Consider the following 23305-nt stretch of genomic DNA (forward strand, 5'->3'; position numbering starts at 1 on the left):
CTCAGTCCTCGAACGCGGAGTGGGCCACCACGCCGCGGCGCACCAGCGCGATCGCGCGCTGGCACTGGGCGCGCGTGCCGGCGTCGAGGAGATCGATCTTGGCGAGCTGGTCGAGCATGTCGATCACCTGCTTGGCCCAGCGCACGAAGTCGCCGGCGGCGAGCTCCGTGCCGGACAGGGCCGCGCTCAGGGTCGCCCCGCGCGCCCAGAGGTGCATGGCCTCCACGAGCCCGAACTCCGGCTCCGCGGTGGCCGGGAGGTGGTGCTCCTGCTCGCGGTCGGTGAGCAGGGACCAGTTGCGCACCACGGTCTGTGCGGCCCGGTCCATGGCGGCGGTCGGCAGGACCGGCTGGATCCCCTGCTCCTCGCGCTTGGCCTGGTAGACGAGCAGGGTCACGAGCCCCGCGGTGGCGGCGGGGTCGAGGTCGTCGAGGAAGCCGTCGCGCAGGCTCAGGGCGAGGAGCAGGTCCCGGTCCCCGTAGATCCGCCGCAGCTGCTCGCCGGCGCGGGTCGGCCGGACCTCCCCGTCCGGGAGGGTCTCCAGGTAGCCGAAGGAGCCCAGCACCTCGGAGACGCGGTCGAAGGTCTTGGCGATCGTGTTGGTGCGGCTCTCGATCTGGCGCAGCAACCCGTCGGTGTCCCGGCGCAGCGCCCACCAGCGCTCGGCCCAGCGGGCGTGGCTCTCGCGGTCCGAGCAGCCGTGGCAGGGGTGGCCGCGCAGGGCCTTGCGGACCTCCGTGATGCGCCGCTCGGCGGCGCTGGTGCCGCGGTCGAACTGGATGGTGTGCCCGCGGCCGCCGCCGCGCGGGGGCCGGTGCTCGTGCAGGGCGTTGCGCACGGACGAGGCGAGGTCGCGCCGCTCCTTGGGCGTCCGGCCCGTGAACTGCTTGGGGATCCGGATCCGCGAGACCGGCTCGAGCGGCCCGTCCAGGTCCTGGGCCCCCACCCGGCGCAGCTGGTGGTCGAGGGTGAGGATGGAGGGGCGGGGGTCGTCCCGGTTGGGGTCGGTGGACAGGATCACGGCGTAGCCGGCGTTGCGCCCCCGCGGGATCTCCACGACGTCCCCGGGCAGCAGGTCGTGCAGGGACGCGACGGCGTCCGAGCGCCGCTGCCGGGAGCCGGCCTTCTCCTCGGCACGCTCCAGGTCCTTGAGCTCGCGGCGCAGGGCGGCGTACTCGGAGAAGTCCCCGAGGTGGCAGGTCATGGCCTCCTCGTAGCCCTTGAGGGACTCCTCCTGGGAGCGGACCCGGCGCGCCAGGCCCACCACGGAGCGGTCCGCCTGGAACTGGGCGAAGGAGGACTCGAGGATCTTGCGGGAGCGGTGGGCGCCGAACTGGGCCACCAGGTTCACGGACATGTTGTAGGTGGGCCGGAAGCTCGAGTTCAGCGGGTAGGTGCGCTTGGAGGCGAGACCGGCGACTGCGTGCGGGTCCATCCCGGGCTGCCACAGCACCACGGCGTGGCCCTCGACGTCGATCCGCCGGCGCCCCGCGCGCCCGGTGAGCTGGGTGTACTCCCCCGGCGTGATGTCCACCCGGGACTCGCCGTTGAACTTGTCGAGCTTCTCGAGCACCACGGAGCGGGCCGGCATGTTGATGCCCAGGGCCAGGGTCTCCGTGGCGAAGACGGCCTTGACGAGCCCCTCGGCGAACAGCTCCTCCACGAGCTCCTTGAACGCCGGCAGCATCCCCGCGTGGTGGGCGGCCACGCCGCGCAGCAGGCCGTCGCGCCACTCGTAGAAGCCGAGGACGTTGAGGTCCGCGGCCTCGAGCGAGGCGGCGGTCTCGGCCACCCGGGCGCGGATGGTCTGCTGCTCCTTCTCGCCGGTCAGCCGGATGTCCGCGGCGACGCACTGCTGCACGGCGGCGTCGCACCCGACCCGGGAGAAGATGAAGGTGATGACGGGCAGCAGGCCCTCGGCGTCGAGGCGGCGGATCAGCTGCGGGCGGGACACCCGGCGCGTCTCGGGGCTGGGCCGGAAGCCCTCGCCGCCGTTGCGGCGGGAGAACCGGTCCCGGGAGCGTCCCCCGGGCCCGCGGCCGCCCCGGCGGCCCCCGCGGGGGTGCTCGGCGCGGGCGAGCTGGAGCAGCTCGGGGTTGACGTCGGGCTCGTCGCTGCCGGGGCCCTCGAGCCGCTCGGCGGCCTCCTCCACCGTGGTGTCGTCCAGGAACAGGTCGAGCAGCCGCCCGCCCACCTGGACGTGCTGCCACAGCGGCACGGGCCGGTGCTCGGAGACCACCACGTCCGTGTCGCCGCGCACCGTGTCCAGCCAGGCCCCGAACTCCTCGGCGTTGGAGACGGTCGCGGACAGGGAGACCAGCTGGACGCTGTCCGGCAGGTGGATGATGACCTCCTCCCACACGGCGCCCCGGAAGCGGTCGGCGAGGTAGTGCACCTCGTCCATGATCACGAAGCCCAGGTTCAGCAGGGTGGGCGAGTCCGCGTACAGCATGTTGCGCAGGACCTCGGTGGTCATCACCACCACGTCCGCCTCGGAGTTCACCGAGGTGTCGCCGGTGAGCAGGCCGACCCGCTCGGCGCCGAAGGCCCGGGAGAACTCGTGGAACTTCTGGTTGCTGAGCGCCTTGATGGGCGTGGTGTAGAAGGCCTTCTGCCCGCGGGACAGGGCCAGGTGGACGGCGAACTCCCCCACTACGGTCTTGCCGGCGCCGGTCGGCGCGGCGACGAGCACCCCGCGGCCCTCCTCGAGGGCCCCGCAGGCGGTCGTCTGGAAGTCGTCCATCTCGAACTCGAGCCGGTGCTGGAACACGGCGAGCTCGGTCCTCGCGTGGGCGGCCCGCTGCTTGGCGGCCAGGTATCGGTCGGCGTAGGAGGACATGCGTCCAGCCTACTGCTCGACCCGGACGTGGCCGGGTCCACCGGGGGCCCGTTCGCGACGGGCCGAGCGGGTCAGGTGCGGAACCCGCCCTCGGGGTCGTGGCCGAGGCGGCCGAGCTCGTCGGCGGGGGTCGCGACGTCGGCCGACGCCCCCGTGCCCGCCGCGAGGCGGGCCTCCTTCCGGGCCCGCCGGCGGTCGAGGAGCAGGCACAGCCCGACGGCCACGAAGAAGAGCGTGAGCAGCGGCACGGCGAGGTAGAACATGGTCATCGGGTCGGGGCCCGGGGCGGCCATCGCGGAGACCACCATCACGAGGACCACGACGATCCGCCAGCTCTTGAGCACCGTGCGCCCGGAGAGCACGCCCAGCATGTTCAGGCCCACCAGGAACACGGGCAGCACGAAGGCGACGCCGAAGGTCAGGATCAGCTGGAGGAAGAACCGCAGGTACACGTCCGCGGAGATGAAGTTGGTCCCGCCCGCCGGGGTGAACGCGGTGAGGGCGTAGACGGCGGTGGGCAGGGTGAGTACGGCGACCGCGATCCCGCTCAGGAAGAGCGGGACGGCCGCGGCCAGGAAGCCGACCGCGTAGCGCCGTTCGGTCCGGTGCAGGGCCGGGGTCACGAACGCCCAGAGCTGGTAGAGCCACACGGGGCTGGCCAGGACCAGGCCGAGCACCAGGGAGACCTCCACCATGATGTTGAAGGACGAGCCCACCGCGGAGTAGTTGATGGAGGCCTCGCTGCCCTCCGCGGAGGCCAGCCGCTGCAGGGGCTCCGTGATGTAGGCCATGAACGGGATGTACAGGAAGAACCCGCCGACCATGCCCACCACGGTGGCGACCGCGGACTTGATCAGCCGGTTGCGCAGCTCCCGCAGGTGCTCGGCCAGGGCCATCTGCGCCTGCGGATTGGCCTTGCGCGCGGTCCGGCGCTTCTTCGGACCGCGGGGGGACTGCGAGGACATGGGGACCTTCGGGACTCGGGGCCCGCCCGGGGCGGCGGGGCCGGTCGGGCGGCCCGCTCCCCGGGCGGGGGCGCGGACCGGCCGGTGCGGCGGATCGGGGCGGCGGCGGACGCCGGGAGAGGGGGCGAGGGGTCAGGCCGGAGGGCGGCCGGGGTGCTGCTCGGGGTCGCGCGGGGTGTCCGTGCCGGAGGCGGTGCCGGTGGCACCGGGGTCACGGTCGGTGCTGCCGTCCCGGCCGGGCGCCACGGCCTTGCCGTCGATGACCACGTCCGAGCCGTCCGGCTGGTCGTCCTTCTTCATCTCCTTGACCTCGGACTTGAAGATGCGCAGCGACTGGCCGAGGCTGCGGGCCATGCCCGGGAGCTTGGGCGCGCCGAACAGCAGCAGGATCACCAGCAGGATGATCAGGATCATGAAGGGGCTGTCGAAGAGCCTACCCATGGAACATTCCTTTCCGTTCAGCCCGGCGGAGGTCGCTGATCCGCTGCGGCTGGCCCATCCGGTCCTTGCGCTCGATGCGGCGTCTCAGACGGGCGGTTTCTCGTTGGTCACGGCCGACCCGGTAGTCGGCCACGGCTTGCCCCACCGGTGTGAACAGGGCCGGGTCCGGGGCGGCCCGGACAGGGCGCTGCACCCCGGCGGCCGCGTCGTCCCACCGCTGGGCGAACTCCCCGGCCACCGTCTCGGTGTCCCGGAGCAGGACGAAGAAGGTCTTCACCAGCCGCCACAGCATCAGTCCGAGGAACGCCGCGCCGAGCAGGACGAGGACCGTCCACAGCAGGACCCAGGACCACCAGAGCATGCCCTCCAGTATAGGCGGGCGGATCAGGCCGGCTCGGACGCCCCGTAGGCGCCGAGCGCAGAGTTCACCCAGAGTTCCACCTGCGCCACGACGTCGTCGGGTCCGATGACCGCGAGCTGGCCGCCGTAGCGGGTGACGAGCGCGCACACGGCCTCGGCCGTCTGGAACCCGATGAGCGCGGCCTCGTGGTCGGCCGCCGGCCCGGTGCGGGCCCCGCCGGGGACCCGGACCACGGCCGTGCGGGTGGCGTGGTACTGGTCGGCGATCCACCGGCTGCGCCGGTCGGTGACGAGCACGACCTCCACGGTGTCCGGGGTGCCGGGGGCGGGCGGGGACGCGGCGGCGGCCTCCTGGGCGGCGGGGCGCTCCCCCGCCGGCCCGGCGTCCTCGACGGCGGAGATCCGGTCCAGCCGGAAGTTGCGCATCCCCTCGGAGCCGAGGCACCAGGCGCGCACGTACCAGTGGGTGTTGGAGGAGAACACCTGGACCGGGTCCACGACCCGCTCGGTGAGCTCGTCGCGGGACGGGACCACGTAGCCGATCCGGATCCGGCGGCGCTGCTCCACGGCGCGGCGCACCGCGGACATGACGTCGGCGAGGGCGGGCGCGGGCGTGTCCGTGATGGGGCGGGCGCCCACCGCGTTGGCGAGCACCCCGGCGTCCCCCGCGGCGCCGGCGACCTTCGCGATCGTGGACGCGACCGCCTCGGAGTCCCCGCCGGGCACGGTGCGCAGCGTCTGCAGGCCCACGAGCAGCGCGGAGGCCTCCGGCTGCGTGAGGCGCACGGGGTCGGAGAGCTCGTCCGCGTTGGACAGGTAGACGTGGCCGTCGTCCCAGGACGCGTCGATCAGCTGGTCCGGCATGTGCCCGGGCTTGCCGCACACGAACAGGGTGTTGAGGTCCGCGATCAGCTCCTGGTCGGTGATCCCGAACCGGCGGGCGGTCTCCTCGAGCTCCGCGCCCTGGTGGGCGTAGACCCAGCGGACGATCTCGAGCAGCCGCGAGAGGTGGTCCGCGGTGGAGAGCTTGTTGCGCGTGCCCTTGCGGGACTTGTTGTTCCAGTCGACCTGCACGCCGCGGAACCGTGCCACGGCGGACTCGGCGCTCCGCAGCCGGCGCACCACCGCGGCGCGCACCTCGGCCTGCATGGTGGGGGCGGTGCCGTCCCCGTCGCGGGGCACGACGACGCCGGGGCCCGCCGCGGCGATCTCCTCGGCGAGGATCTCGGTCTCCGCGAAGGGGATGTGCAGCCGGTCCCACCGGTCCACGCCGTCCCCGGCGCCGACGCCGGGCTCCTGCCGGGCGGCCATCCGGCGCAGCATGTGCGCGTGGCCGGGCCGGGCCAGCACCTCCACGGTGCGCGCGGGGGCGTGGGAGACCATCTGGGACAGGGACTCGTTCATGGAGAAGCCCTCGGGCGGGTCGAACTCCTTGCGGGTGACCGTGACGTCGGACATGATCCGCGACAGCCGGAACGTGCGGGAGTCCTTGCGGTCCAGGTCCCAGCCGACCACGTACCAGTTGCCGTAGCGGGAGCCGATGCCCCACGGCCGCAGCCGCCGGGTGGTGAGCTGGTCGGTGCTGCGGGCGAGGTAGTCGAAGCGGACCTCGCGGTGTCGCACCACGGCCGAGAGCAGCGGCTCGAAGGACGGCTCGTGGGCGGTGAGGGTGGGCTGCAGCAGCGGCGGGGCGTCGTCCTCCGGCAGACCGCCGATGGCGGGCTCGAGCTTGCGCAGGGCCCGGCGGGCGAGCTCCCCGAGGGAGGCGTCCGTCCAGGCGTTGGCCGCCAGGGCGAGCACCGCGGACTCCTCCGCCGTGAACTGCAGCGGCGGCAGCGTGAAGGACCCGCGCGGGATCCGGTAGCGGTGGCCGTGCGTGTCGTCCGGGAACAGGGGGTCCTCGGAGACCTCCTCGATGGGGTAGCCGAGGTCGCGCAGCTCCGCCTTGTCGCGCTCGAACATGCGCTCGAACGCCTCGTCGGACGCGGACTCCGCGTACGACGGAACGGCCTCCCGGAGCTCGGCGCGGGTGTACCCGCGTTCGCGGGAGACCAGGGCGATGAGCAGGTTGAGGAGCCGCTCCGTCGATCGGGCTGCCATCCGGTGGGTCCTCAGCGCACGTCCAGGAGGTCCACCACGAAGATCAGGGCCTCGTCCGGGCCGATGACCCCGCCGGCGCCCCTGGAGCCGTAGGCCTGGTCCGCAGGGATCTCCAGCCGGCGGCGGCCGCCGACCTTCATGCCCAGCAGGCCCTTGTCCCAGCCCTCGATGACCTGGCCGATGCCCACGGTGAAGTCGAGGGGCTGGCCGCGGTTCCAGGAGGCGTCGAACTCCTCGCCGGCGGAGAACGTCACGCCCACGTAGTGGCAGGAGATCTGCTTGCCGGGGGTCGCCTCGGCGCCGGTGCCCTCCACGAGGTCGGTGCTGACGAGCTCGGTCGGGGCCTCCCCCTCGGGGAAGTCGATCTCGGGCTTGCTGCGGTCGAGCTTGCGCTCTCCGAAGGACATGGGTGCTCCTGTTCGTCGGGTCGTCGACGGGTGGTCGTCGGGATCGGAGGGGCCTCGGGGGCCCACCGGGCCACCTTAGCCGACCGGGGGCTACTCCTCGGTCGCGGAGGGGGACGGCGAGGCGGAGGCCTCGTCCTCGGCCGGGGCCTCGGGGGTGTCCACGGCCGCCAGGATGTCGACGACGAAGAGCAGGCTGCCGGCCGGGTAGTCGGAGTCCTCGCCCAGGTCCTTCTCCGTGCCGTAGGCCTGGCCGACGGGCACGGAGAGGATCACGCGGGAGCCCTCCTTCTTGCCCTCGAGGCCCTCCTGCCAGCCCTCGATGACGTTGTCGAGCGGGAAGGACGCGGGGGCGCCGTTCTCGTAGGAGGAGTCGAAGGTCTCGCCGTCGGACCACTTGACGCCCACGTAGTTCGCGATGACGGTGTCGCCCTCGGCGACCTCCTCGCCGTCGCCCTCGATGAGGTACTCGGAGACGAGCTTCTTCGGGGCCCTGCCCTCCGGCTTCGCCACGGCCGGCACGCCCTCGTCGTTCTCGGTGATCTCCGGCAGGCCCCGGGGGCTGTCCTGCATGTCGCCCTCGATCTCGGTGGGGATCTTCCGGACGACCTCGTAGACCTCCACGGAGGTCGACTCGTCGCCGGCGGCCCCGGAGGTCTCCGGGGAGGAGTAGGCGATGATCGCGCCCTCCTTGGCGCCCACGAGCGCGTCGTACATCTCCGGGATCGACTCCTGGAGGCCCTGCTCGAGCTGGAGCACCTGGCCGGCGCCGCGGGAGTAGGTCTCGCCGATGGACGTGCCGTCGGAGCCCTTGAAGAGCGCCGCCTGCAGGAGGATGGTGTCGCCCTCGGCGAGCTCCTCCCCGTCGCCCTCGCGCAGCTCCTTCGCGCCGGCCTCCTCGGCGTTGAGCGGGGTCTCGAACGTGACGGACGGGGCCGTGCCCGGGTCCGGTTCGTTGCTGAGCTCCACGGAGTCGACGCCGGGCCCGGAGCAGCCCGTGAGGACGAGCGCCAGGGACAGGGCGGCGCCGGAGGTGGTCAGGGTCTTTCGCACGGGTGTCTTCCTCAGGGGTCGGGCCGGGTGGGGGCGGTGGGGTCGGACGGCTCGGGCCGGGACGGCGGCCAGCCTAGTGCAGGGCGCTGGGCGTTGACTGGACGGGGCGCGCCCGCGGCGCGGCTCAGACCACGGGGGCGTCCCCGTGGGCCCGCCCCACGGTGTCGCGCTCGCCGAGGGCGGCGATCAGGGCGTCGGCCTCCGGGTGCGCCACGGCGAACGGGTCCTTGCACAGCACCGTGCGCCGGCCGCGGTCGTTGACCTTCAGGTGCACCCAGTCGACGGTGTACTCGTGCCCGGACGCGAGCACCGCCTCGATGAACCGGCCGCGCACGGCGGCCCGCGTGGCGGGCGGGGTGCGGGCGGCCTCCTGGACCCGCTCGTCGGGGACGAAGGTCGCGGCCCGTCCCCGGCGCTGCAGGAGGTTGAAGAGCCCCCGCTCCGGGGCGGTGTCGTGGTAGGCGAGGTCCAGCTGCGCCATCCGGGGCGCGGAGAGGTCCAGGCCGTCGCGGGCGGCGTAGCCGTCGAGGAGCTTCTTCTTGATCGCCCAGTCGATCTCGGTGTCGATCGCGGAGGTGTCCTGGCGGGCCACGGCGTCCAGGGCCCGCTCCCACAGGTCGAGCACCCACGGCACGCGGTCGTGGTGGGCCCCCTCCCGGTCCACGAACCGGCGCACGGACTCCAGGTGCTCGTGCTGCAGGTCCAGGGCGGAGCGGCGCGTGCCGTCGGCGAGCAGGACCGGGCGGGTGCCGGTGAGGTCGTGGGAGACCTCCCGCAGGGACCGGACGGGGTCCGCCATGGTGCGGTCGGGCAGGATCTGCCCGGCCTCGATCATCCGCAGCACGAGGTCGGTGGTCCCGATCCGCAGCGCCGTGGTGGTCTGGGACATCGTCGAGTCGCCCACGATGACGTGCAGCCGGCGGTAGTGCTCGGCGTCGGCGTGCGGCTCGTCCCGGGTGTTGATGAGGGGCCGGGAGCGCGTCGTGGCCGAGGAGGAGCCCTCCCAGATGTGGTCGGCGCGCTGGGAGAACGAGTAGCTGGGCGTCCCGGCGTCGTCGCCCATCCGGACGGCGCCGAAGTCCTCGGGCCCGGCGGGGTGCACCCTGCCGGCGCCGACGAGCAGCTGGCGGGTGACCAGGAACGGGATGAGGATCTGCACGAGCCGGGCGAACTCGGTGCGCCGGGAGATCAGGTAGTTCTCGTGCGAGCCGTAGGAGTTGCCGCGCGAGTCCACGTTGTTCTTGAACAGGTACAGCTGCCCGCCCACCCCCTGCTCCGCCAGGGCGTCCTGGGCCTGCCGCCGGAGGTCGTCGACGATCAGCTCGCCGGCCTTGTCCTGGGCGACGAGGTCCTCGAGCGTGGCGCACTCCGCGGTGGCGTACTCGGGGTGGGAGCCCACGTCCAGGTAGAGGCGCCCGCCGTTGGGCAGGAACACGTTCGAGGACCGGCCCCAGGCCACCACGGGGCGGAAGAGGGTGCGCGCGGCCTCCTCCGGGCTGAGCGGACGGGCGCCCGGGGCGCTGTGGGTGAGGCCGAACTCGGTCTCGACCCCGTAGATCCTGCGGTCCATGGGGGCTACTGGCCGCCCTTCTGGACGAAGCCCTTCACGAACTCCTCGGCGTTGGACTCGAGCACGCCGTCGATCTCGGCGAGCAGGTCGTCGGCGCTGGTAGCGCTGGTCCGGGACTGGGCGGTGGGTGCCGTGGGGGCGGGGGCTCCGGGCTCGGGGAGCTCGGACTCCTCGCGGCGCTGGGCGCCGGTGCCGAAGATGCGTTCCTGGGCCATGACGGGGTTCCTCCTGGGGATGGTGGTCGGGGTGCTCAGCCGAGGGAGCCGGTGTGCACGAGGGCGGGTCGGGCGGTGGCGAGGGCGCGGACGAGGTGCTCGGCGTCGGGTGCCGCGCTCAGCAGGGGGTCGACGTCCTCGCGGGTCAGCTCGAGCGGCTCGGGCATCGCGATCCGCGCGCCGCGGCGGACGCCGGGCAGGGTGAGCGAGACCGAGTCCCAGTTGGCCGTGAGGACGTCGTCGGGGAAGCGGGTCATCAGCCGGCCGCGGAACCACGCCCGGGTATCGGCGGGGGGCAGGCCGGCGGCGCGCTCCACCTCCTCGGCGGTGAAGAGGGTGCGCATCCGGCCGGCCGCGACCAGCCGGTGGTGCAGGCCCTTCTCCGGGCGCACGTCCGCGTACTGCAGGTCGATGAGCGTCAGGCGCGGGTCGTCCCACGCCAGACCGTCGCGCTCCCGGTAGCCCAGCAGCAGGGCGTGCTTGGCGACCCAGTCCAGGCGGTCCGCGAGGGACAGGGGGTCCGTCTCCAGGGCGTCGAGGACCTCCGCCCACAGCTCGAGCACCTCGCGGGTGTCCGGGTCGGGGCCACCGGTCGCGTGCTCGTGCGCCCGGGCGGCCTCGAGGTAGAGCCGCTGCAGCTGGACGCCCGTGAGCCGCCGGCCGTCCCGGAGCAGGACGGTGGTGGTCAGCCCCGGGTCGTGGCTGATCGCCTGCAGGGCCGCCACCGGATCGGCGAGGGCGACGTCCGGGGCGGCACCGGCCTCGATCAGCCCGAGGACCAGGGAGGTGGTGCCGAACTTCAGCAGGCTCGAGGTGTGGGAGAGGTTGGCGTCGCCGATGATGACGTGCAGGCGCCGGTGGCGGGTGCGCTCGGCGTGGGGCTCGTCGCGGGTGTTGACGATGGGCCGGTGGACGGTGGTCTCGAGGCCGACCTCGCGCTCGAAGAAGTCGGCGCGCTGGCTGATCTGGAAGCCCGGGCGCCCGCCGCGGTCCCCGATGCCGACGCGACCGGCGCCGCACACCACCTGGCGGGAGGCGAAGAAGGGCAGCAGCCCGGCGGCGAGGGCGGCGAAGGGCACGGCGCGGGGCACGAGGTAGTTCTCGTGGGCGCCGTAGGAGACGGACTTGTTGTCGGTGTTGTTCTTGTAGAGGTTCACGACGTCGAGGCCGGTCGTGGCGGCGCTCGCGGCGATCGCCCGGACCGCGTCGAGGGCCACCCGGTCCCCGGCGGCGTCCCAGAGGACGGCGTCGCGGGGGGTGGTGACCTCCGGGGAGGAGTACTCGGGGTGCGAGTGGTCCACGTAGAGGCGGGCGCCGTTGGGCAGGACGGTGTTCATCACGACCTGCCGCCAGTCCAGGGACTCGGCGTGGGACCCGATCTCCCGGAGGGCCTCGGCGGCGACCTCCTCGGCCGTGAGCACGGGCGCGACGTCGGTGAGCTGCGAGGGGTCGGCCTGGTCGCGGGGGACGGTGAAGCCGCGGGCGTCCTCGAGGGGGTCTCGCCGTGGTAGTCCCACCCGGCGGCGGTCCGGGACGCGCCGAGGCGGCGCCGCACGAGGGCGGCGTAGGTGGTGACCACCTGACTGGAGAGCACGGTGGCGTTGGCGTGCGGGTTGCCGGTGGCGAGCACGCCGAACTCGGTCTCGGCGCCCATGACGCGGCGGACGCTCACGCGGGCCCCTCCCCCGGGACCGGCCCGGCCGGCGTCGGTCCGGTCGGCGCCGGGGCGTGGCGCCCGCCGGGGCCGGCCGGGTGCGGGTCGCGGTGCAGGACCACGCGCAGGTCGGTGATGGTGTCGCCGCGGCGGCCCGAGATGCGGGCCCAGTCCTCCGGGTTGGAGGTGTTGGGCAGGTCCTGCTGCTCGTGGAACTCCTCGTCCACCGCGCGGACCAGGTGGTCGCGGCCCAGGCCGCGGACCCCGGTGGTGAGCAGGTCCTTGATGGCCTGCTTCTTGGCCCGGTCCACCACGTTGCGGATGACCGCCCCGGAGGTGAAGTCGCTGAAGTGGAGGGTCTCCTCGGTGCCGTCCCGGTAGCTCAGGTGCAGGAACCGGGTGCCGGGGCTCTTCTCGTACATCCGGGCCACGGCGGCGTCCACGAGGGCGGCGACGGCCCCGGCGCGGGAGCCGGCGGCGTCGACCTCGTCCTGGCGCAGCGGCAGGTCCTCGGTGACGTAGAGCCGCAGGATCTCGGCGGCGCCCTCGGCGTCCGGGCGGTCGATGCGGATCTTCACGTCGAGCCGGCCCGGGCGCAGCACGGCGGGGTCGATCATGTCCTCGCGGTTCGTGGCGCCGACGACGATGACGTTGTCCAGGCGCTCCACGCCGTCGATCTCGGTGAGCAGCTGCGGGACGATGGTGGTCTCCACGTCCGAGGACAGCCCGGAGCCGCGGGTGCGGAACAGGGAGTCCATCTCGTCGAAGAACACGACCACGGGGATGCCGCGGGCCGCCTGCTCGCGGGCGCGCAGGAAGATGGAGCGGATCTGGCGCTCGGTCTCCCCCACGTACTTGTCCAGCAGCTCGGGGCCCTTGATGTTGAGGAAGTAGCCCAGGGCCTTCCCGCGCCCGGCGCGGTCCGCGGCGCGCTCGGCGAGGGAGCGGGCCACGGCCTTCGCGATGAGCGTCTTGCCGTTGCCCGGGGGCCCGTAGAGCAGGATGCCCTTGGGCGGGGTGAGCCCGTGCTCGCGGTAGAGCTCGGGGTGCACGAAGGGCAGCTCGACGGCGTCGCGGATCTGCTCGATCTGGGGGCCGAGGCCGCCGATGTCGTCGTAAGAGACGGCGGGGACCTCCTCGAGGACGAGCTGCTCCACGTCGGAGCGCTCGATGGGCTCGAGGGCGAAGCCGGTGCGGTGGTCGATGGAGACCGCGTCGCCGATCTCCGGGCGGCTCCGGCGCAGGAGCCCGGAGAGCAGCAGGACGCGCTCCTCGTCGGAGCGTCCCACGGTGAGGACGCGGTCGTGGTCGACGATCTCCTTGACGGTGGCGATCTCGCCGGTCTGCTCGTAGTCGAGGACGGCGCCGACGGTGTAGTTCTGGTCGAGGAGGACCTGGCGGCCCGGTTCGCAGGCGGCGAAGCTCACGAGCGGGCTGAGGGCCACGCGCATGCGGCGCCCGGCCACGAGGACGTCGAGGGTGCGGTCGGTGACGGCGGGACCGCTGCCCGTCTGCTCGCCGACCGGGGTGCGCCCGGGGTTGACCTGCAGCACGGTGCCCTGGCTCAGCGGCGGGACCAGGTCGTTCTCGAGGGCGCGCTTGAGCTGGGCGATCTCGGTGCGGGTCGCGTCGAGGAGCCGGACGAGCTTCTGGTTCTGGGTGCCGGCGGCGGCGAGCTGCTTGTCGAGGGCGCGCTTCTGGTCGCGCAGGATGTTGACCTGCCGCTGGGCGTTCGTCAGGGCCCGGCGGGTCTGCTCGGCGTCCGACGGTCCGGTGCCGGCCGGTCCGGTGGTCTGCTGCGGGGAGGTCTCGTTCACGGGCGCTCCTCGTGGGGCTGCTCGGACGCGGCGTCGGGTGCGGGGTCCGCCGGAGCGGCCGCCGGTGTCGTGGCCCGGGCGGGGGCGTCGGCCGGCGGGGTCGCGCCGGCGGCGCGCTCGGCCAGGCCCAGGGCGTCGCGGCCGGCGCGGCGCAGCTTCTTGTCGGTGACGTCCCGCTCGCCGAGGGCCACGGGGGTCCAGGCCTGCAGGTCCTCCTCGCTGTACTCGGACTTGGAGGCCCGCCGCTTGGGCGCCAGCCGCTCGGAGCCGTCGGCCAGCCGGCGGGCGGAGAGCAGGAAGCCGGTGTGGGCGACCATGCGGTGGTCCGGGCGCACGGCCAGGCCCTCGACGTGCCAGCCGCGGACCATGGTCTCGGAGGCGTCGGGCTCGGTGAAGCGGCCGTCGGCGCGCATCGCCTCGGCGGTGCGGGAGAGCTGGGTGACGGTCGCGACGTAGCACATGACGACCCCGCCGGGGGTCAGGGCCGTGGCCACGGCGTCGAGGCACTCCCACGGGGCGAGCATGTCGAGGACCACACGGTCCACGGAGCCGGGCGCCTCGTGCTCGCCGAGCTCCTCGGCGAGGTCCCCGATGCTGATCTGCCACGCGGGGTGCGGGCCGCCGAACATGGTCTCCACGTTGCCGCGGGCGATGTCGGCGAACTCCGCCCGCCGTTCGAAGGAGTGCAGCCGGCCCTCGTCCCCCACCGCGCGCAGCAGAGAGATGGACAGCGCGCCGGAGCCGACACCGGCCTCGACCACCCGGGCGCCCGGGAAGATGTCGGCCATCGTGACGATCTGGCCGGCGTCCTTGGGGTAGACCACCGCGGCGCCGCGCGGCATGGACAGCACGAAGTCCTTGAGCAGCGGGCGCAGGGCCTGGTACCGGAACCCGGCGGAGTTCTCGACCACGGTGCCCTCCGGGCGGCCGATGAGCTCGCCGTGGCTGAGCACGCCGCGGTGGGAGTGGAACTCGCCGTCGTCCGCGAGCGTGACCGTGTTCATCCGGCCGCGCTCGTCGGTCAGCTGCACGCGCTCCCCGGCCCGGAAGGGCCCGCGCCGGTTGGCGGCGCCCCGCGGGGACGCGGGGGCGGGGGCGGCGGTGTGGTCAGCGGTTCCGGTCATCGGCTCACTCTCGGGGCAGGGCGTGGTCTGGTCTGGTCGTGCGGGGGCCGGCGGAGGCTCCGCCGGCCCGGGGTCCTCCCCCATTGTGTCACCGCGGCGCGGGGGGCCGGGGCGGGGCCCGGCGTCAGCCGGCGAGCAGGCGCTCGAGGGCGGCGGTGCGCAGCACGCCCACGAGGGCGCCGTCGGGTCCCGTCACCACGTAGTGGGGGTACTCCCGGGCGGCGACGGCCCGCAGCAGGGACTCCTCGCGCAGCCCGGCGTCGAGCACGGCGTCGGCGGGCAGGTGCTGGAGCACGGACGTCAGCGGGGTGTCGGCCCGCCGGGCCGGGGGCACGGCGTCGGCCGCGGCCGGCAGGAGCAGACCGACGACCTGCCGGTCCGGGGAGACGGCCAGCACGTGCGGGACCGGGCCGCCCGGGGCGGCGGCGCGGGCGAGGTGGTCGGTGACCAGCCGGTCGGTGTGGGCCAGGGAGACGCCCTCCGGCACCGCCACGGCGGGCTCGGCCAGCGCGGCGGCGCTGACGCCGTGCACGCGGGACAGGACCGCCGCCCCGCGCAGGGACGCCCCGGCGCCCTGCCACATGAAGCCGGCGATGAGGACGACGAGCACGAGGGCGACGGGCTGGTTCCACAGGCCCGTGACCCCGGCCCCGACGACGAGGCCCACGGCGAGCAGCCGGCCCGTCCAGGCGGCCACCACCGTGCCGTGGTGCTCCCGGCCGGTGACCGCCCAGACCAGGGCCTCCACCACCCTGCCGCCGTCCAGAGGCAGGCCCGGCAGCACGTTGAAGACGCCGACGATGAGGTTCGCCCACGTGGTGAGGTCGAGCAGCACCCAGCCGAGCGTGGGCGACGGCTCCCCGGTGCGCAGCAGCGTCCAGCCGGCCAGGCCGAGCGCGAGGTTCACGGCCGGTCCGGCCAGCGAGACCGCGGCGGAGGCCAGCGGGGTGCTGCGCACGTCCCCGAAGTGGGTGTGGCCGCCGAGCAGGCTGAGCACGATCCGGCCGGTGGGCCAGCCGAAGGCCCGGCCCGTCCAGGCGTGGGCCAGTTCGTGCAGCAGCACGGACAGGGCCAGGGTCAGGGCGAAGCCCAGGGACGCGGCGTAGTTGAGCGCGCCGAGCCGCGGGTAGGCGGTCATCAGCACGGGGGTGTAGAGGAGCACGGTGACCGCGGCGATCACGAACCACGACCAGGAGAGCGTGATGGGCACCCCGCCGATCCGGCCCAGAGGGATGCCCTCGCTGCGGGGGCGGCTCACGCGCGGGCCCCGGCCACGATGCGGCCGAGGTCCTCGGGGCCCACGCCGGCGAGGCTCGGCAGCACGAGGTCGGCGCCGGCGTCGTCGAGCGGGACCATGTTGGGCACGCCCACGGTGAAGATCCCCGCGGCGGTCGCGGAGCGGATGCCCGTGCGGGAGTCCTCGACGGCCACCATGCCGGCGCGCGCCAGCGGCCGGCCGGCGCGCTCGGCGAGACCGGCGGCGCCGATCCGGTAGGGGTCGGGGGCCGGCTTCGCCGGGTGGCCGAGGTCGCCGGTGACGACGACGTCGAAGACGCCCGGGCCGCCGAAGGCGTCGAGGACGACCTCGGCCAGTGGCGCCTCGCTGCTGGTGACCAGGGCCAGGGGCACGCCGCGCTCGCGCAGGGCGGCGACCAGCTCCGGCGCCCCCTCCTTGTAGACGACCCGCTCCCGGGTGCGGGCCGCGACCCGGCCGATGAGCCGGTCCACGATCTCCCGAACACCTAAGCGCACCCCCTGCCGCTGGAACACGGCGGCGGCGTCCTCCAGCCCGGTGCCGACCATGGCCAGGGCGTCGGCCTCGGTCCAGGTGCCCCCGTGGGAGCGGACCAGCTCGATCTCGGCCTCGATCCAGTACGGCTCGGTGTCCACCAGGGTCCCGTCCATGTCGAACAGCACGGCGGTGGGCAGGAGGTCGTCGGGGGACGCGGACGGGAGGCTGGACATGGCCTCCATCGTAGTGGCCGCAACACGGGGCCCCTCGTGCCGGGGCCTCTTGCCGTCGATGTCCCGGCGCGTAGTGTGGGTTCCGTGAGCAACAACTTCGACGAGACGTTCCCCCGCCCCCAGGCGGGGCCGTTCGGCGTGGTCCGCGAGGACGGTGACCAGGAGCGCGTGACCGTGCTGGTGGCCGCGTTCGAGGGGTGGAACGACGCCGGGGACGCCGCCACGGACGCCGTGCAGTTCCTGGCCACCCACTACGGGGCGAAGGACGTCTTCGAGGTGACCTCGGACGACTACTACGACTACCAGTTCTCCCGGCCCCTCGTGCGGCGGGGGGCGACCGGCGACGTGAAGATCGTCTGGCCCACGACCCGGCTCTCCACCGCCACCGTGCCCGGCACGAACCTCGACCTCGTGCTGCTGCACGGCTGGGAGCCCTCCTACCGGTGGCGCTCCTTCACCGCGGAGCTGCTCGAGCAGGCGACCCTGCTCGACGTCGACTTCGTGGTGATGGTCGGGGCGCTGCTCGCGGACGTGCCGCACACCCGGCCCATCCCGGTGACCAAGACCTCGGACACCGCTGAGCTCCAGGACGAGCTGGGCATCGACTCCTCCCAGTACGAGGGACCCACCGGGATCGTGGGGCTGCTCTCCCACATGGCCTCCCTGGGCGGGTTCCCCACGGTCAGCCTGTGGGCGGCGGTGCCCCACTACGTGGCGCAGTCCCCCTCCCCGAAGGCCGGACTGGCCCTGCTGCGGGAGCTCGAGGAGCTGCTCAGCATCACGCTCCCGCTGGACGCCATCGCCGAGGACGCCGAGGCGTGGGAGCGCGGGGTCAACGAGCTGGCCTCCGACGACCCCGAGATCGCCGCCTACGTCCAGCAGCTCGAGGAGGCCAAGGACACCACGGACCTGCCCGAGGCCACCGGGGACGCGATCGCCAAGGAGTTCGAGCGCTACCTGCGCCGCCGCCGCGACGAGAAGTGAGCGCCGCCGGCACCCGGTGACGGGGGCCGACGGCGCAAGGACGGCGGAGGGGCGGCACCCGGTCCCGGGTGCCGCCCCTCCGTCGTTCCTGCGCCGTGTCGTTCCTGCGCCGGCCGGCGGGACCTGGCCCGCCGGCCGGCTCAGAGCTCGATGCCGAGCCGGGCGTCCACCAGGTCCCGGACCAGCCGGGCGTCCGCCCCGCAGGGCCCCGGGGTCCCGGTGGTCAGGGCATCGGCGGCCCACGCGTCCAGCGCCGCCAGCGCCGCGGGGGCGTCCAGGTCGTCGGACAGGGCGGTGCGCACGGCTTGCAGCAGCGGGGCCGCGCTGCCCTCCGGGGCCACAGCCAGGGCGCGGCGCCACGCGTCCACGCGGGCGACGGCGCCGGCCAGCACGAGGTCGGTCCAGAACCAGTCGTCGGTGTAGCGGTGGGCGAGGATCGCGGTGCGGATCACGGCGGGATCGACCCCCTGGGCCCGCAGCGCGGAGACGAGCACCAGGTTGCCCTTGGACTTGGACATCTTCTCCCCGTCGAGGCCGACCATCCCGGTGTGCAGGAAGTGCCGGGCCATGGGCCTGCCGGTCAGCGCCCAGCAGTGGCCGGCGCCCATCTCGTGGTGCGGGAAGACGAGGTCCGAGCCGCCGCCCTGGACGGTGAACGGGGCGGGCAGGTGCTCCAGGGCGATGAGCGAGCACTCGATGTGCCAGCCGGGCCGCCCCGGGCCCAGCGACGCGCCGTCCCAGGCAGGCTCTCCGGGGCGCTCCGCACGCCACAGCAGCGGATCCAGCCGGTGCCGCTTGCCCGGGCGCTCGGGGTCCCCGCCGCGCTCGGCGAACAGCGGCAGCATCTGCTCGGGGGTCAGGTGGGAGACGTCGCCGAGCACCCACGCGTCGTCGTCGTCGGTGGGCAGCGCGCCCGCGGCCTCCACGTCGAAGTAGACGTCCCCGTCCGGCTCGCCGTCCCGGCCCGCCACCCGGTAGGCGAGGTCGCGGGCCACGAGGCGCTCGACGGCCGGCACGATCCAGCCGACGGCCTCGGTCGCGCCCACGTAGTGCTGGGGCGGGAGGACGTTCAGCGCGCTCATGTCGGTGCGGAACAGCTCGGTCTGCTCGGCGGCCAGGTCACGCCAGTCCACGCCGGTGGCCGTGGCCCGCTCGAGCAGCGGGTCGTCCACGTCGGTGACGTTCTGCACGTAGTCCACCGGGGTCCCCGCGTCCAGCCAGGCGCGGTGCAGCAGGTCGAAGGCCACGTACGTGGCGGCGTGCCCCATGTGGGTGGCGTCGTACGGGGTGATCCCGCACACGTAGAGGCTCGCCCGCTCCTGCCGGGGCAGCTCCACCCGCCGCCGCAGCCGGGTGTCCTGCACGACGGGCAGGGCCGCCTCGCCGGGGAGGTCGGGAACGGGTCGGGCGGACCAGGCTTTCATGCTCACCTCGGGTGGTTCGGGGATCGGACGACGGCCGCGGGGCCTCACCCAACCTACCGGACCGGCCGCCGCCCCCGATCCGGAGGTGACGCAGGGCTCAGGCGCTGATCACCCCGAGGCCCAGGAGCACGAAGATGGCCAGGCCCAGGGCGATGCGGTACCAGACGAAGATCGTGTAGCTGCGGTTGGAGATGTAGTGCATGAACCAGCCGATGATCACGTACGCCACCACGAACGCGATGCCCGTGGCCACGAGCGTCTCGGTCATGCCGTAGGGCCCCGCCTGCGGCTGTCCCACGGACTGCGCCAGCTTGTACAGCCCCGAGGCGAACACCGCGGGGATGGCCAGCAGGAACGCGTAGCGGGCCGCGGCCTCGCGCGTGTAGCCCATCAGCAGTCCCGCCGTGATCGTGCCGCCGGACCGCGAGACCCCCGGGATCAGGGCCAGCGCCTGCGCCAGCCCGAAGAGCACGCCGTGCTTGACGGTGAGGTCGTCCAGGTGCCGGGCCTGCCGGCCCACCCGGTCCGCGACCGCCAGGATCACGCCGAAGACCACCAGCATCGTGGCCGTGATCCACAGGGAGCGGAACTCCGTGTCGATGTAGTCCTCCAGCAGCAGCCCGAGCACGCCGATGGGCAGGGAGCCCAGGATGATCAGCCACCCCATCCGGGCGTCGGGGTCCGAGCGCTCCACGCGGCCCACCAGGGACAGGGTCCACTGCTTGAGGATCCGGACGATGTCCCGCCAGAAGTAGATGATCACGGCGGTCTCGGTGCCCAGCTGGGTGATGGCCGTGAACGCGGCGCCGGGGTCGGCGCTGTTGGGCAGCAGCTCGCCCACGATGCGCAGGTGCGCCGAGGAGGACACCGGGAGGAACTCGGTCAGGCCCTGGACGAGGCCGAGAATGATGGTTTCGATCCAATTCACCCGGCCACCCTACGGCACGCTCCGCGCCGGGGACGGCGGGACAGGCCCGGACGCGGCAGGAACGGCCCGCCGTGCGGGCCGTTCCTGCGGGTGCGGTGCGGAGGACGGGGCTCAGCGGGCCGAGCGCGCCCCGTCGGCGTCGTCGAGGTCCTCGTAGTCCTCCTCGTCGACGAGGTCCTCGTCGAGCATCTCGTTGTCCTCCAGGAGCTCCTCGTCGTCCTCCGAGTCGTCCTCGTCGGAGTCGTCGTCGTCGTCGGAGTCGTCGTCCGAGTCGTCCTCCTCCGCGAAGACGGTCAGCGGGGTGACCTCGTCGTAGGCGTCGTAGAGCGCCTCCTCGTAGGCGTCGAAGGCGTCGGCGATGGCGATGTAGGCGCCGTCGACGGCCGGGTCGTCGTCGCTGCGCCGGTTGGACGCGGCGACGAGGTGTTCTTCGAAGGCGCTCACGAGGGCCTGCAACGCGGCACGAGGGTCATTGCTCATGGAGTAGACGTTAGCGCTATTCCGTGCAGAATGGGGACCGATGAGAGAACAAGTCCGGACCAGCTCGGCCACCCTCACGAGGGACGCCGACCAGCGCTACGAGTACCTCCTGCTGACCGTGGCGCCGCACGAACCGCTCGGCGACGCGCGGGCCCGGCTCAGCGAGCACGCCGAGTACGGCAAGTGGGAGCTGACCCGTTCCGTGCTGCTCTACGGCGGGACCCGCAAGTACTGGCTGCGCCGCCGGGTGATGCGCGTGGAGCGCACCGTCTGAGCCCGGGACCCACCCCTGCCGGCGGGGCTCAGCCCCCGATCGGGCCCAGCAGCGCCTTGGCCACGGCCGCGTGCACGGACTCGTCGTCGGACGGGTGGTAGATCCCGGCGAGCACGTCCCGGTACAGCCGCTCCAGCTCCCCGCCCCGGGAGTACTGGGCCCCGCCCGAGCTGCGCATCGCGAGGTCGACGACCCCGCGGGCCGCCTCGGTGGCCCGGTGCTTGACCCCGGAGAACAGCAGGAACCAGCGGGGACCGTGGTCCGGGGCGCCGGCGGTGCCGAGGGCGTCCACGTCCGCGGCCAGCCGGAGCAGCTGCAGCTCCACCCCGTCCCGCAGCAGCGCGGCCTCGGCGATCCGCCGGCGGACGTCGGGGCGCTCGGCACGGGGCGCTCCCCCGCCGCGGGACCGCCGGGTGCCGGCGATCTCCACGGCCAGCTCCACCGCACGGTCCGCGATCCCGGTGTAGACGGCGGCCAGCAGCAGCTCGAAGCAGCCGAAGACGCCCCACACCACCGGGTCCGGGTTCGGGCCCACCGGGGTGCGGGTGAGCACCTGCTCCGCGGGCATCGGCACCGAGCGCAGCACCGTGGTCCGGGACTGCGAGGCTCGCATGCCCATGGTGTCCCAGTCGTCGAGGACCTCGATGCCCTCCGCCGCCCGGTCCAGGAGGCCGAACACCAGCGGCGTGCCCTCCTCGGCGTCGTCGCGGGCGTGCACGATCAGCCGGGTCCACACGGGGGAAAGCGAGGTGAAGATCTTGGTGCCCGTGATCCGGTAGCCGTTCGCCACGGCCACGGCGCTGGTGTCGGAGTCGAAGAGCACGGAGTCGTTGCCGGCCTCGGAGATGCCGAAGGCGAAGATCTCCCCGTCCGCGGCCAGCTCGAAGATCCGCTCGGCCCGGGCGTCCCCGCGCAGGCGCAGAGTGTGCGCCACGCCCACCAGGACGTGGTGCATGTTGATGCCCAGCGCCGTGGCGGGGGCGGCCGCCGCGAGCCGCCGCTGCGCGGCGACCGCCTGCTGCAGCGTGAACCCCAGGCCGCCCCGGTCCCGCGGCACCAGCATCAGCGGATAGCCGATCCGCACCAGGTCCGCGAAGTCCTCGTCGAAGAACCGGTTCTCCCGGTCGTAGCCGGCGGCGCGCTCGCGGAACGTCGCCAGCAGGTCGTCCGGGAGCAGGGTCTCGGGCACCAGGTCCCCGGCCGCCCTGTCCTCGGGGGCCTCGGCTCCGGCAGATGCGGGTGCGGGTCGTGCGGTCGCGGGCTGCGGTCCGGTGGCGGGGTGCATCTCGCTCCTGTCGGCGGTCGTCGGGGTCGTGGGTGCTCCGGCGGTCGGGCGGACCGGGGCGGGAGGGGCCGGTGGCCGGTCAGTACCGGGTCAGCAGCCGGTGCAGCACGCGGGAGCCGAACTCCAGGGAGTCCGTGGGCACGCGCTCGTCCACGCCGTGGAACATGGACGGGAAGTCGAGCTCGTCGGGCAGGCGCAGCGGCACGAACCCGTAGCCGGTGATGCCGAGCGGGTCCAGGGACTTGTTGTCCGTCCCGCCGGAGAGCATGTACGGCAGCACGACCGCCTCGGGGTCCTCGGCGTGCAGCGCGTCGACCATGGCGTCGACCACGGTGCCGGAGAACGGCACCTCGAGGGCGATGTCGTCCGACTCGAACTCGAAGGACACCCCGTCCCCGGCGAGCTCCGCGAGCTTCGCCAGCACGATCTCGCGCTGGCCCGGCAGGTAGCGCACGTCCAGCCCCGCCTGGGCGGAGCCGGGGATGACGTTGACCTTGTAGCCCGCCTCGAGCATCGTCGGGTTCGCGGTGGTCTGCAGGGTCGCGCCCACGAACCGTGCCACGGAGCCGAGCTCGGCGAGCAGCCGCTGGGGGTTCTGGGGGTCGAACTCCACGCCCGTCAGCTCGGTGACCGAGTCCAGGAACGCCCGGGTGGTCTTGGTGAGCTCCACGGGCCACTGGTGCTCGCCGATGTTGGTCAGCGCCCTCGAGAGCCGGGTGACCGGGTTGTCGTCGTTGATCTGGGAGCCGTGCCCGGCCGTGCCCTGCGCGTTGAGGCGCAGCCACATGAGGCCCTTCTCCGCCGTCTGCAGCAGGTAGGCCCGCCGGCCGCCGATGGTGGCCGAGTACCCGCCGACCTCGCTGATGGCGTCGGTGACGCCGTCGAAGAGACCGCGGTGGTGCTCCGCGATCCAGTGGGAGCCGTACACCATGCCGGCCTCCTCGTCGGCGAAGAAGCCGAAGACGATGTCCCGCCGCGGCCGGTCCCCGGTGCGCACCATGTGGCGCAGCACCGAGATCATCATGGCGTCCATGTCCTTCATGTCCACGGCGCCGCGGCCCCAGATCATGCCGTCCCGGATCTCACCCCCGAACGGGTCCACGGACCAGTCCGCGGCAACCGCGGGCACCACGTCCAGGTGGCCGTGCACCAGCAGGGCGTCGGCGGAGGGGTCGGTGCCCTCGATCCGGGCGAAGACGTTGGCGCGGCCGGGCGCCGACTCCAGGACGGTCGTGGCGAGACCGACCTCCTCGATCAGCCCGGCCACGTACTCGGCGGCCCGCCGCTCCCCCTTGGCGTCGCCGCTGCCGTAGTTGGAGGTGTCGATGCGGATGAGGTTGCGGCAGATCTCGACGGTCTCGCCCTCGGGCGACGACGCCGCGGCCGCCGCGGCGGGAACGGTCTGAGGATCGGTCATGGCGGT

Annotated in this window: 20 protein-coding genes and 1 pseudogene; 2 read left to right on the forward strand and 19 right to left on the reverse strand. The window is 73.7% G+C overall.

Features of this window, described 5'->3' with window-relative positions:
- Position 1 precedes the first annotated feature (1 nt).
- From EQG70_RS09740 to EQG70_RS09805, 14 genes and pseudogenes are all read right to left on the reverse strand, one after another.
- A complete protein-coding gene (locus EQG70_RS09740) occupies positions 2-2839 on the reverse strand; it encodes a DEAD/DEAH box helicase (protein ID WP_109269376.1) in 2838 nt (945 codons plus the stop codon).
- A gap of 71 nt (positions 2840-2910) precedes the next feature.
- A complete protein-coding gene (gene tatC, locus EQG70_RS09745; protein ID WP_052132708.1) occupies positions 2911-3804 on the reverse strand; it encodes a twin-arginine translocase subunit TatC in 894 nt (297 codons plus the stop codon).
- Positions 3805-3936: 132 nt separating this feature from the next.
- Positions 3937-4245 (reverse strand): Sec-independent protein translocase subunit TatA, encoded by a 309-nt coding sequence (tatA, locus tag EQG70_RS09750; protein WP_017833516.1) that lies wholly within the window; start codon positions 4243-4245, stop codon positions 3937-3939.
- On the reverse strand, positions 4238-4606 hold the full coding sequence (locus tag EQG70_RS09755) for a hypothetical protein (RefSeq protein WP_017833515.1): 369 nt from the start codon (positions 4604-4606) through the stop codon (positions 4238-4240). The genes tatA and EQG70_RS09755 overlap by 8 nt, the downstream gene beginning before the upstream one ends.
- Positions 4607-4629: 23 nt before the next feature.
- Positions 4630-6705, reverse strand: coding sequence for a helix-turn-helix transcriptional regulator (locus EQG70_RS09760; RefSeq protein ID WP_017833514.1), 2076 nt, complete (start codon positions 6703-6705; stop codon positions 4630-4632).
- An 11-nt stretch (positions 6706-6716) separates the two neighbouring features.
- The gene (locus tag EQG70_RS09765; protein WP_017833513.1) at positions 6717-7112 is read right to left on the reverse strand and encodes an FKBP-type peptidyl-prolyl cis-trans isomerase; all 396 of its coding nucleotides are present in this window, start codon (positions 7110-7112) and stop codon (positions 6717-6719) included.
- Positions 7113-7202: 90 nt separating this feature from the next.
- Complete coding sequence (locus tag EQG70_RS09770) at positions 7203-8162, reverse strand: FKBP-type peptidyl-prolyl cis-trans isomerase (RefSeq protein WP_109269375.1); 960 nt, start codon at positions 8160-8162, stop codon at positions 7203-7205.
- A gap of 124 nt (positions 8163-8286) precedes the next feature.
- Entirely contained in the window at positions 8287-9732 is a 1446-nt protein-coding gene (gene pafA / locus EQG70_RS09775) for a Pup--protein ligase (RefSeq protein ID WP_109269374.1), read from the reverse strand.
- Between the two features lie 5 nt (positions 9733-9737).
- Positions 9738-9947, reverse strand: coding sequence for a ubiquitin-like protein Pup (locus tag EQG70_RS09780; RefSeq protein WP_017833510.1), 210 nt, complete (start codon positions 9945-9947; stop codon positions 9738-9740).
- A gap of 35 nt (positions 9948-9982) precedes the next feature.
- Positions 9983-11619, reverse strand: a pseudogene (dop, locus tag EQG70_RS09785) (depupylase/deamidase Dop).
- Positions 11616-13418, reverse strand: coding sequence for a proteasome ATPase (gene arc, locus EQG70_RS09790; RefSeq protein WP_109269373.1), 1803 nt, complete (start codon positions 13416-13418; stop codon positions 11616-11618). The pseudogene dop and the gene arc overlap by 4 nt, the downstream one beginning before the upstream one ends.
- Entirely contained in the window at positions 13415-14542 is a 1128-nt protein-coding gene (locus tag EQG70_RS09795) for a tRNA (adenine-N1)-methyltransferase (protein ID WP_109269372.1), read from the reverse strand. The genes arc and EQG70_RS09795 overlap by 4 nt, the downstream gene beginning before the upstream one ends.
- 124 nt (positions 14543-14666) lie before the next feature.
- Entirely contained in the window at positions 14667-15800 is a 1134-nt protein-coding gene (locus tag EQG70_RS09800) for a site-2 protease family protein (RefSeq protein ID WP_109269371.1), read from the reverse strand.
- Entirely contained in the window at positions 15797-16507 is a 711-nt protein-coding gene (locus tag EQG70_RS09805) for an HAD family hydrolase (RefSeq protein ID WP_017833505.1), read from the reverse strand. The genes EQG70_RS09800 and EQG70_RS09805 overlap by 4 nt, the downstream gene beginning before the upstream one ends.
- Positions 16508-16582: 75 nt before the next feature.
- On the opposite strand from EQG70_RS09805, the gene EQG70_RS09810 reads away from it, so the two are divergent.
- Entirely contained in the window at positions 16583-17491 is a 909-nt protein-coding gene (locus tag EQG70_RS09810) for a PAC2 family protein (protein WP_109269370.1), read from the forward strand.
- Between the two features lie 140 nt (positions 17492-17631).
- On the opposite strand, the gene mshC is transcribed toward EQG70_RS09810, so the two are convergent.
- From mshC to EQG70_RS18135, 3 genes are all read right to left on the reverse strand, one after another.
- Positions 17632-18915, reverse strand: a complete 1284-nt coding sequence (mshC, locus tag EQG70_RS09815; RefSeq protein WP_109269369.1) for a cysteine--1-D-myo-inosityl 2-amino-2-deoxy-alpha-D-glucopyranoside ligase — start codon at positions 18913-18915, stop codon at positions 17632-17634.
- A 97-nt stretch (positions 18916-19012) separates the two neighbouring features.
- A complete protein-coding gene (locus EQG70_RS09820) occupies positions 19013-19843 on the reverse strand; it encodes an undecaprenyl-diphosphate phosphatase (RefSeq protein WP_017833502.1) in 831 nt (276 codons plus the stop codon).
- Between the two features lie 111 nt (positions 19844-19954).
- The gene (locus tag EQG70_RS18135; protein WP_167508882.1) at positions 19955-20323 is read right to left on the reverse strand and encodes a primosomal protein; all 369 of its coding nucleotides are present in this window, start codon (positions 20321-20323) and stop codon (positions 19955-19957) included.
- 40 nt (positions 20324-20363) lie between these two features.
- Here EQG70_RS18135 and EQG70_RS09830 point away from each other — a divergent pair, with 40 nt between their 5' ends.
- Complete coding sequence (locus EQG70_RS09830; protein WP_035923920.1) at positions 20364-20597, forward strand: DUF5703 family protein; 234 nt, start codon at positions 20364-20366, stop codon at positions 20595-20597.
- Positions 20598-20625: 28 nt separating this feature from the next.
- On the opposite strand, the gene EQG70_RS09835 is transcribed toward EQG70_RS09830, so the two are convergent.
- Entirely contained in the window at positions 20626-21882 is a 1257-nt protein-coding gene (locus EQG70_RS09835) for an acyl-CoA dehydrogenase family protein (protein WP_232035303.1), read from the reverse strand.
- 79 nt (positions 21883-21961) lie between these two features.
- Positions 21962-23299 (reverse strand): M20/M25/M40 family metallo-hydrolase, encoded by a 1338-nt coding sequence (locus EQG70_RS09840; RefSeq protein ID WP_109244324.1) that lies wholly within the window; start codon positions 23297-23299, stop codon positions 21962-21964.
- Positions 23300-23305: the final 6 nt, after the last annotated feature.

It is taken from the genome of Kocuria rosea (assembly GCF_006094695.1).
Classification (GTDB): domain Bacteria; phylum Actinomycetota; class Actinomycetes; order Actinomycetales; family Micrococcaceae; genus Kocuria; species Kocuria rosea.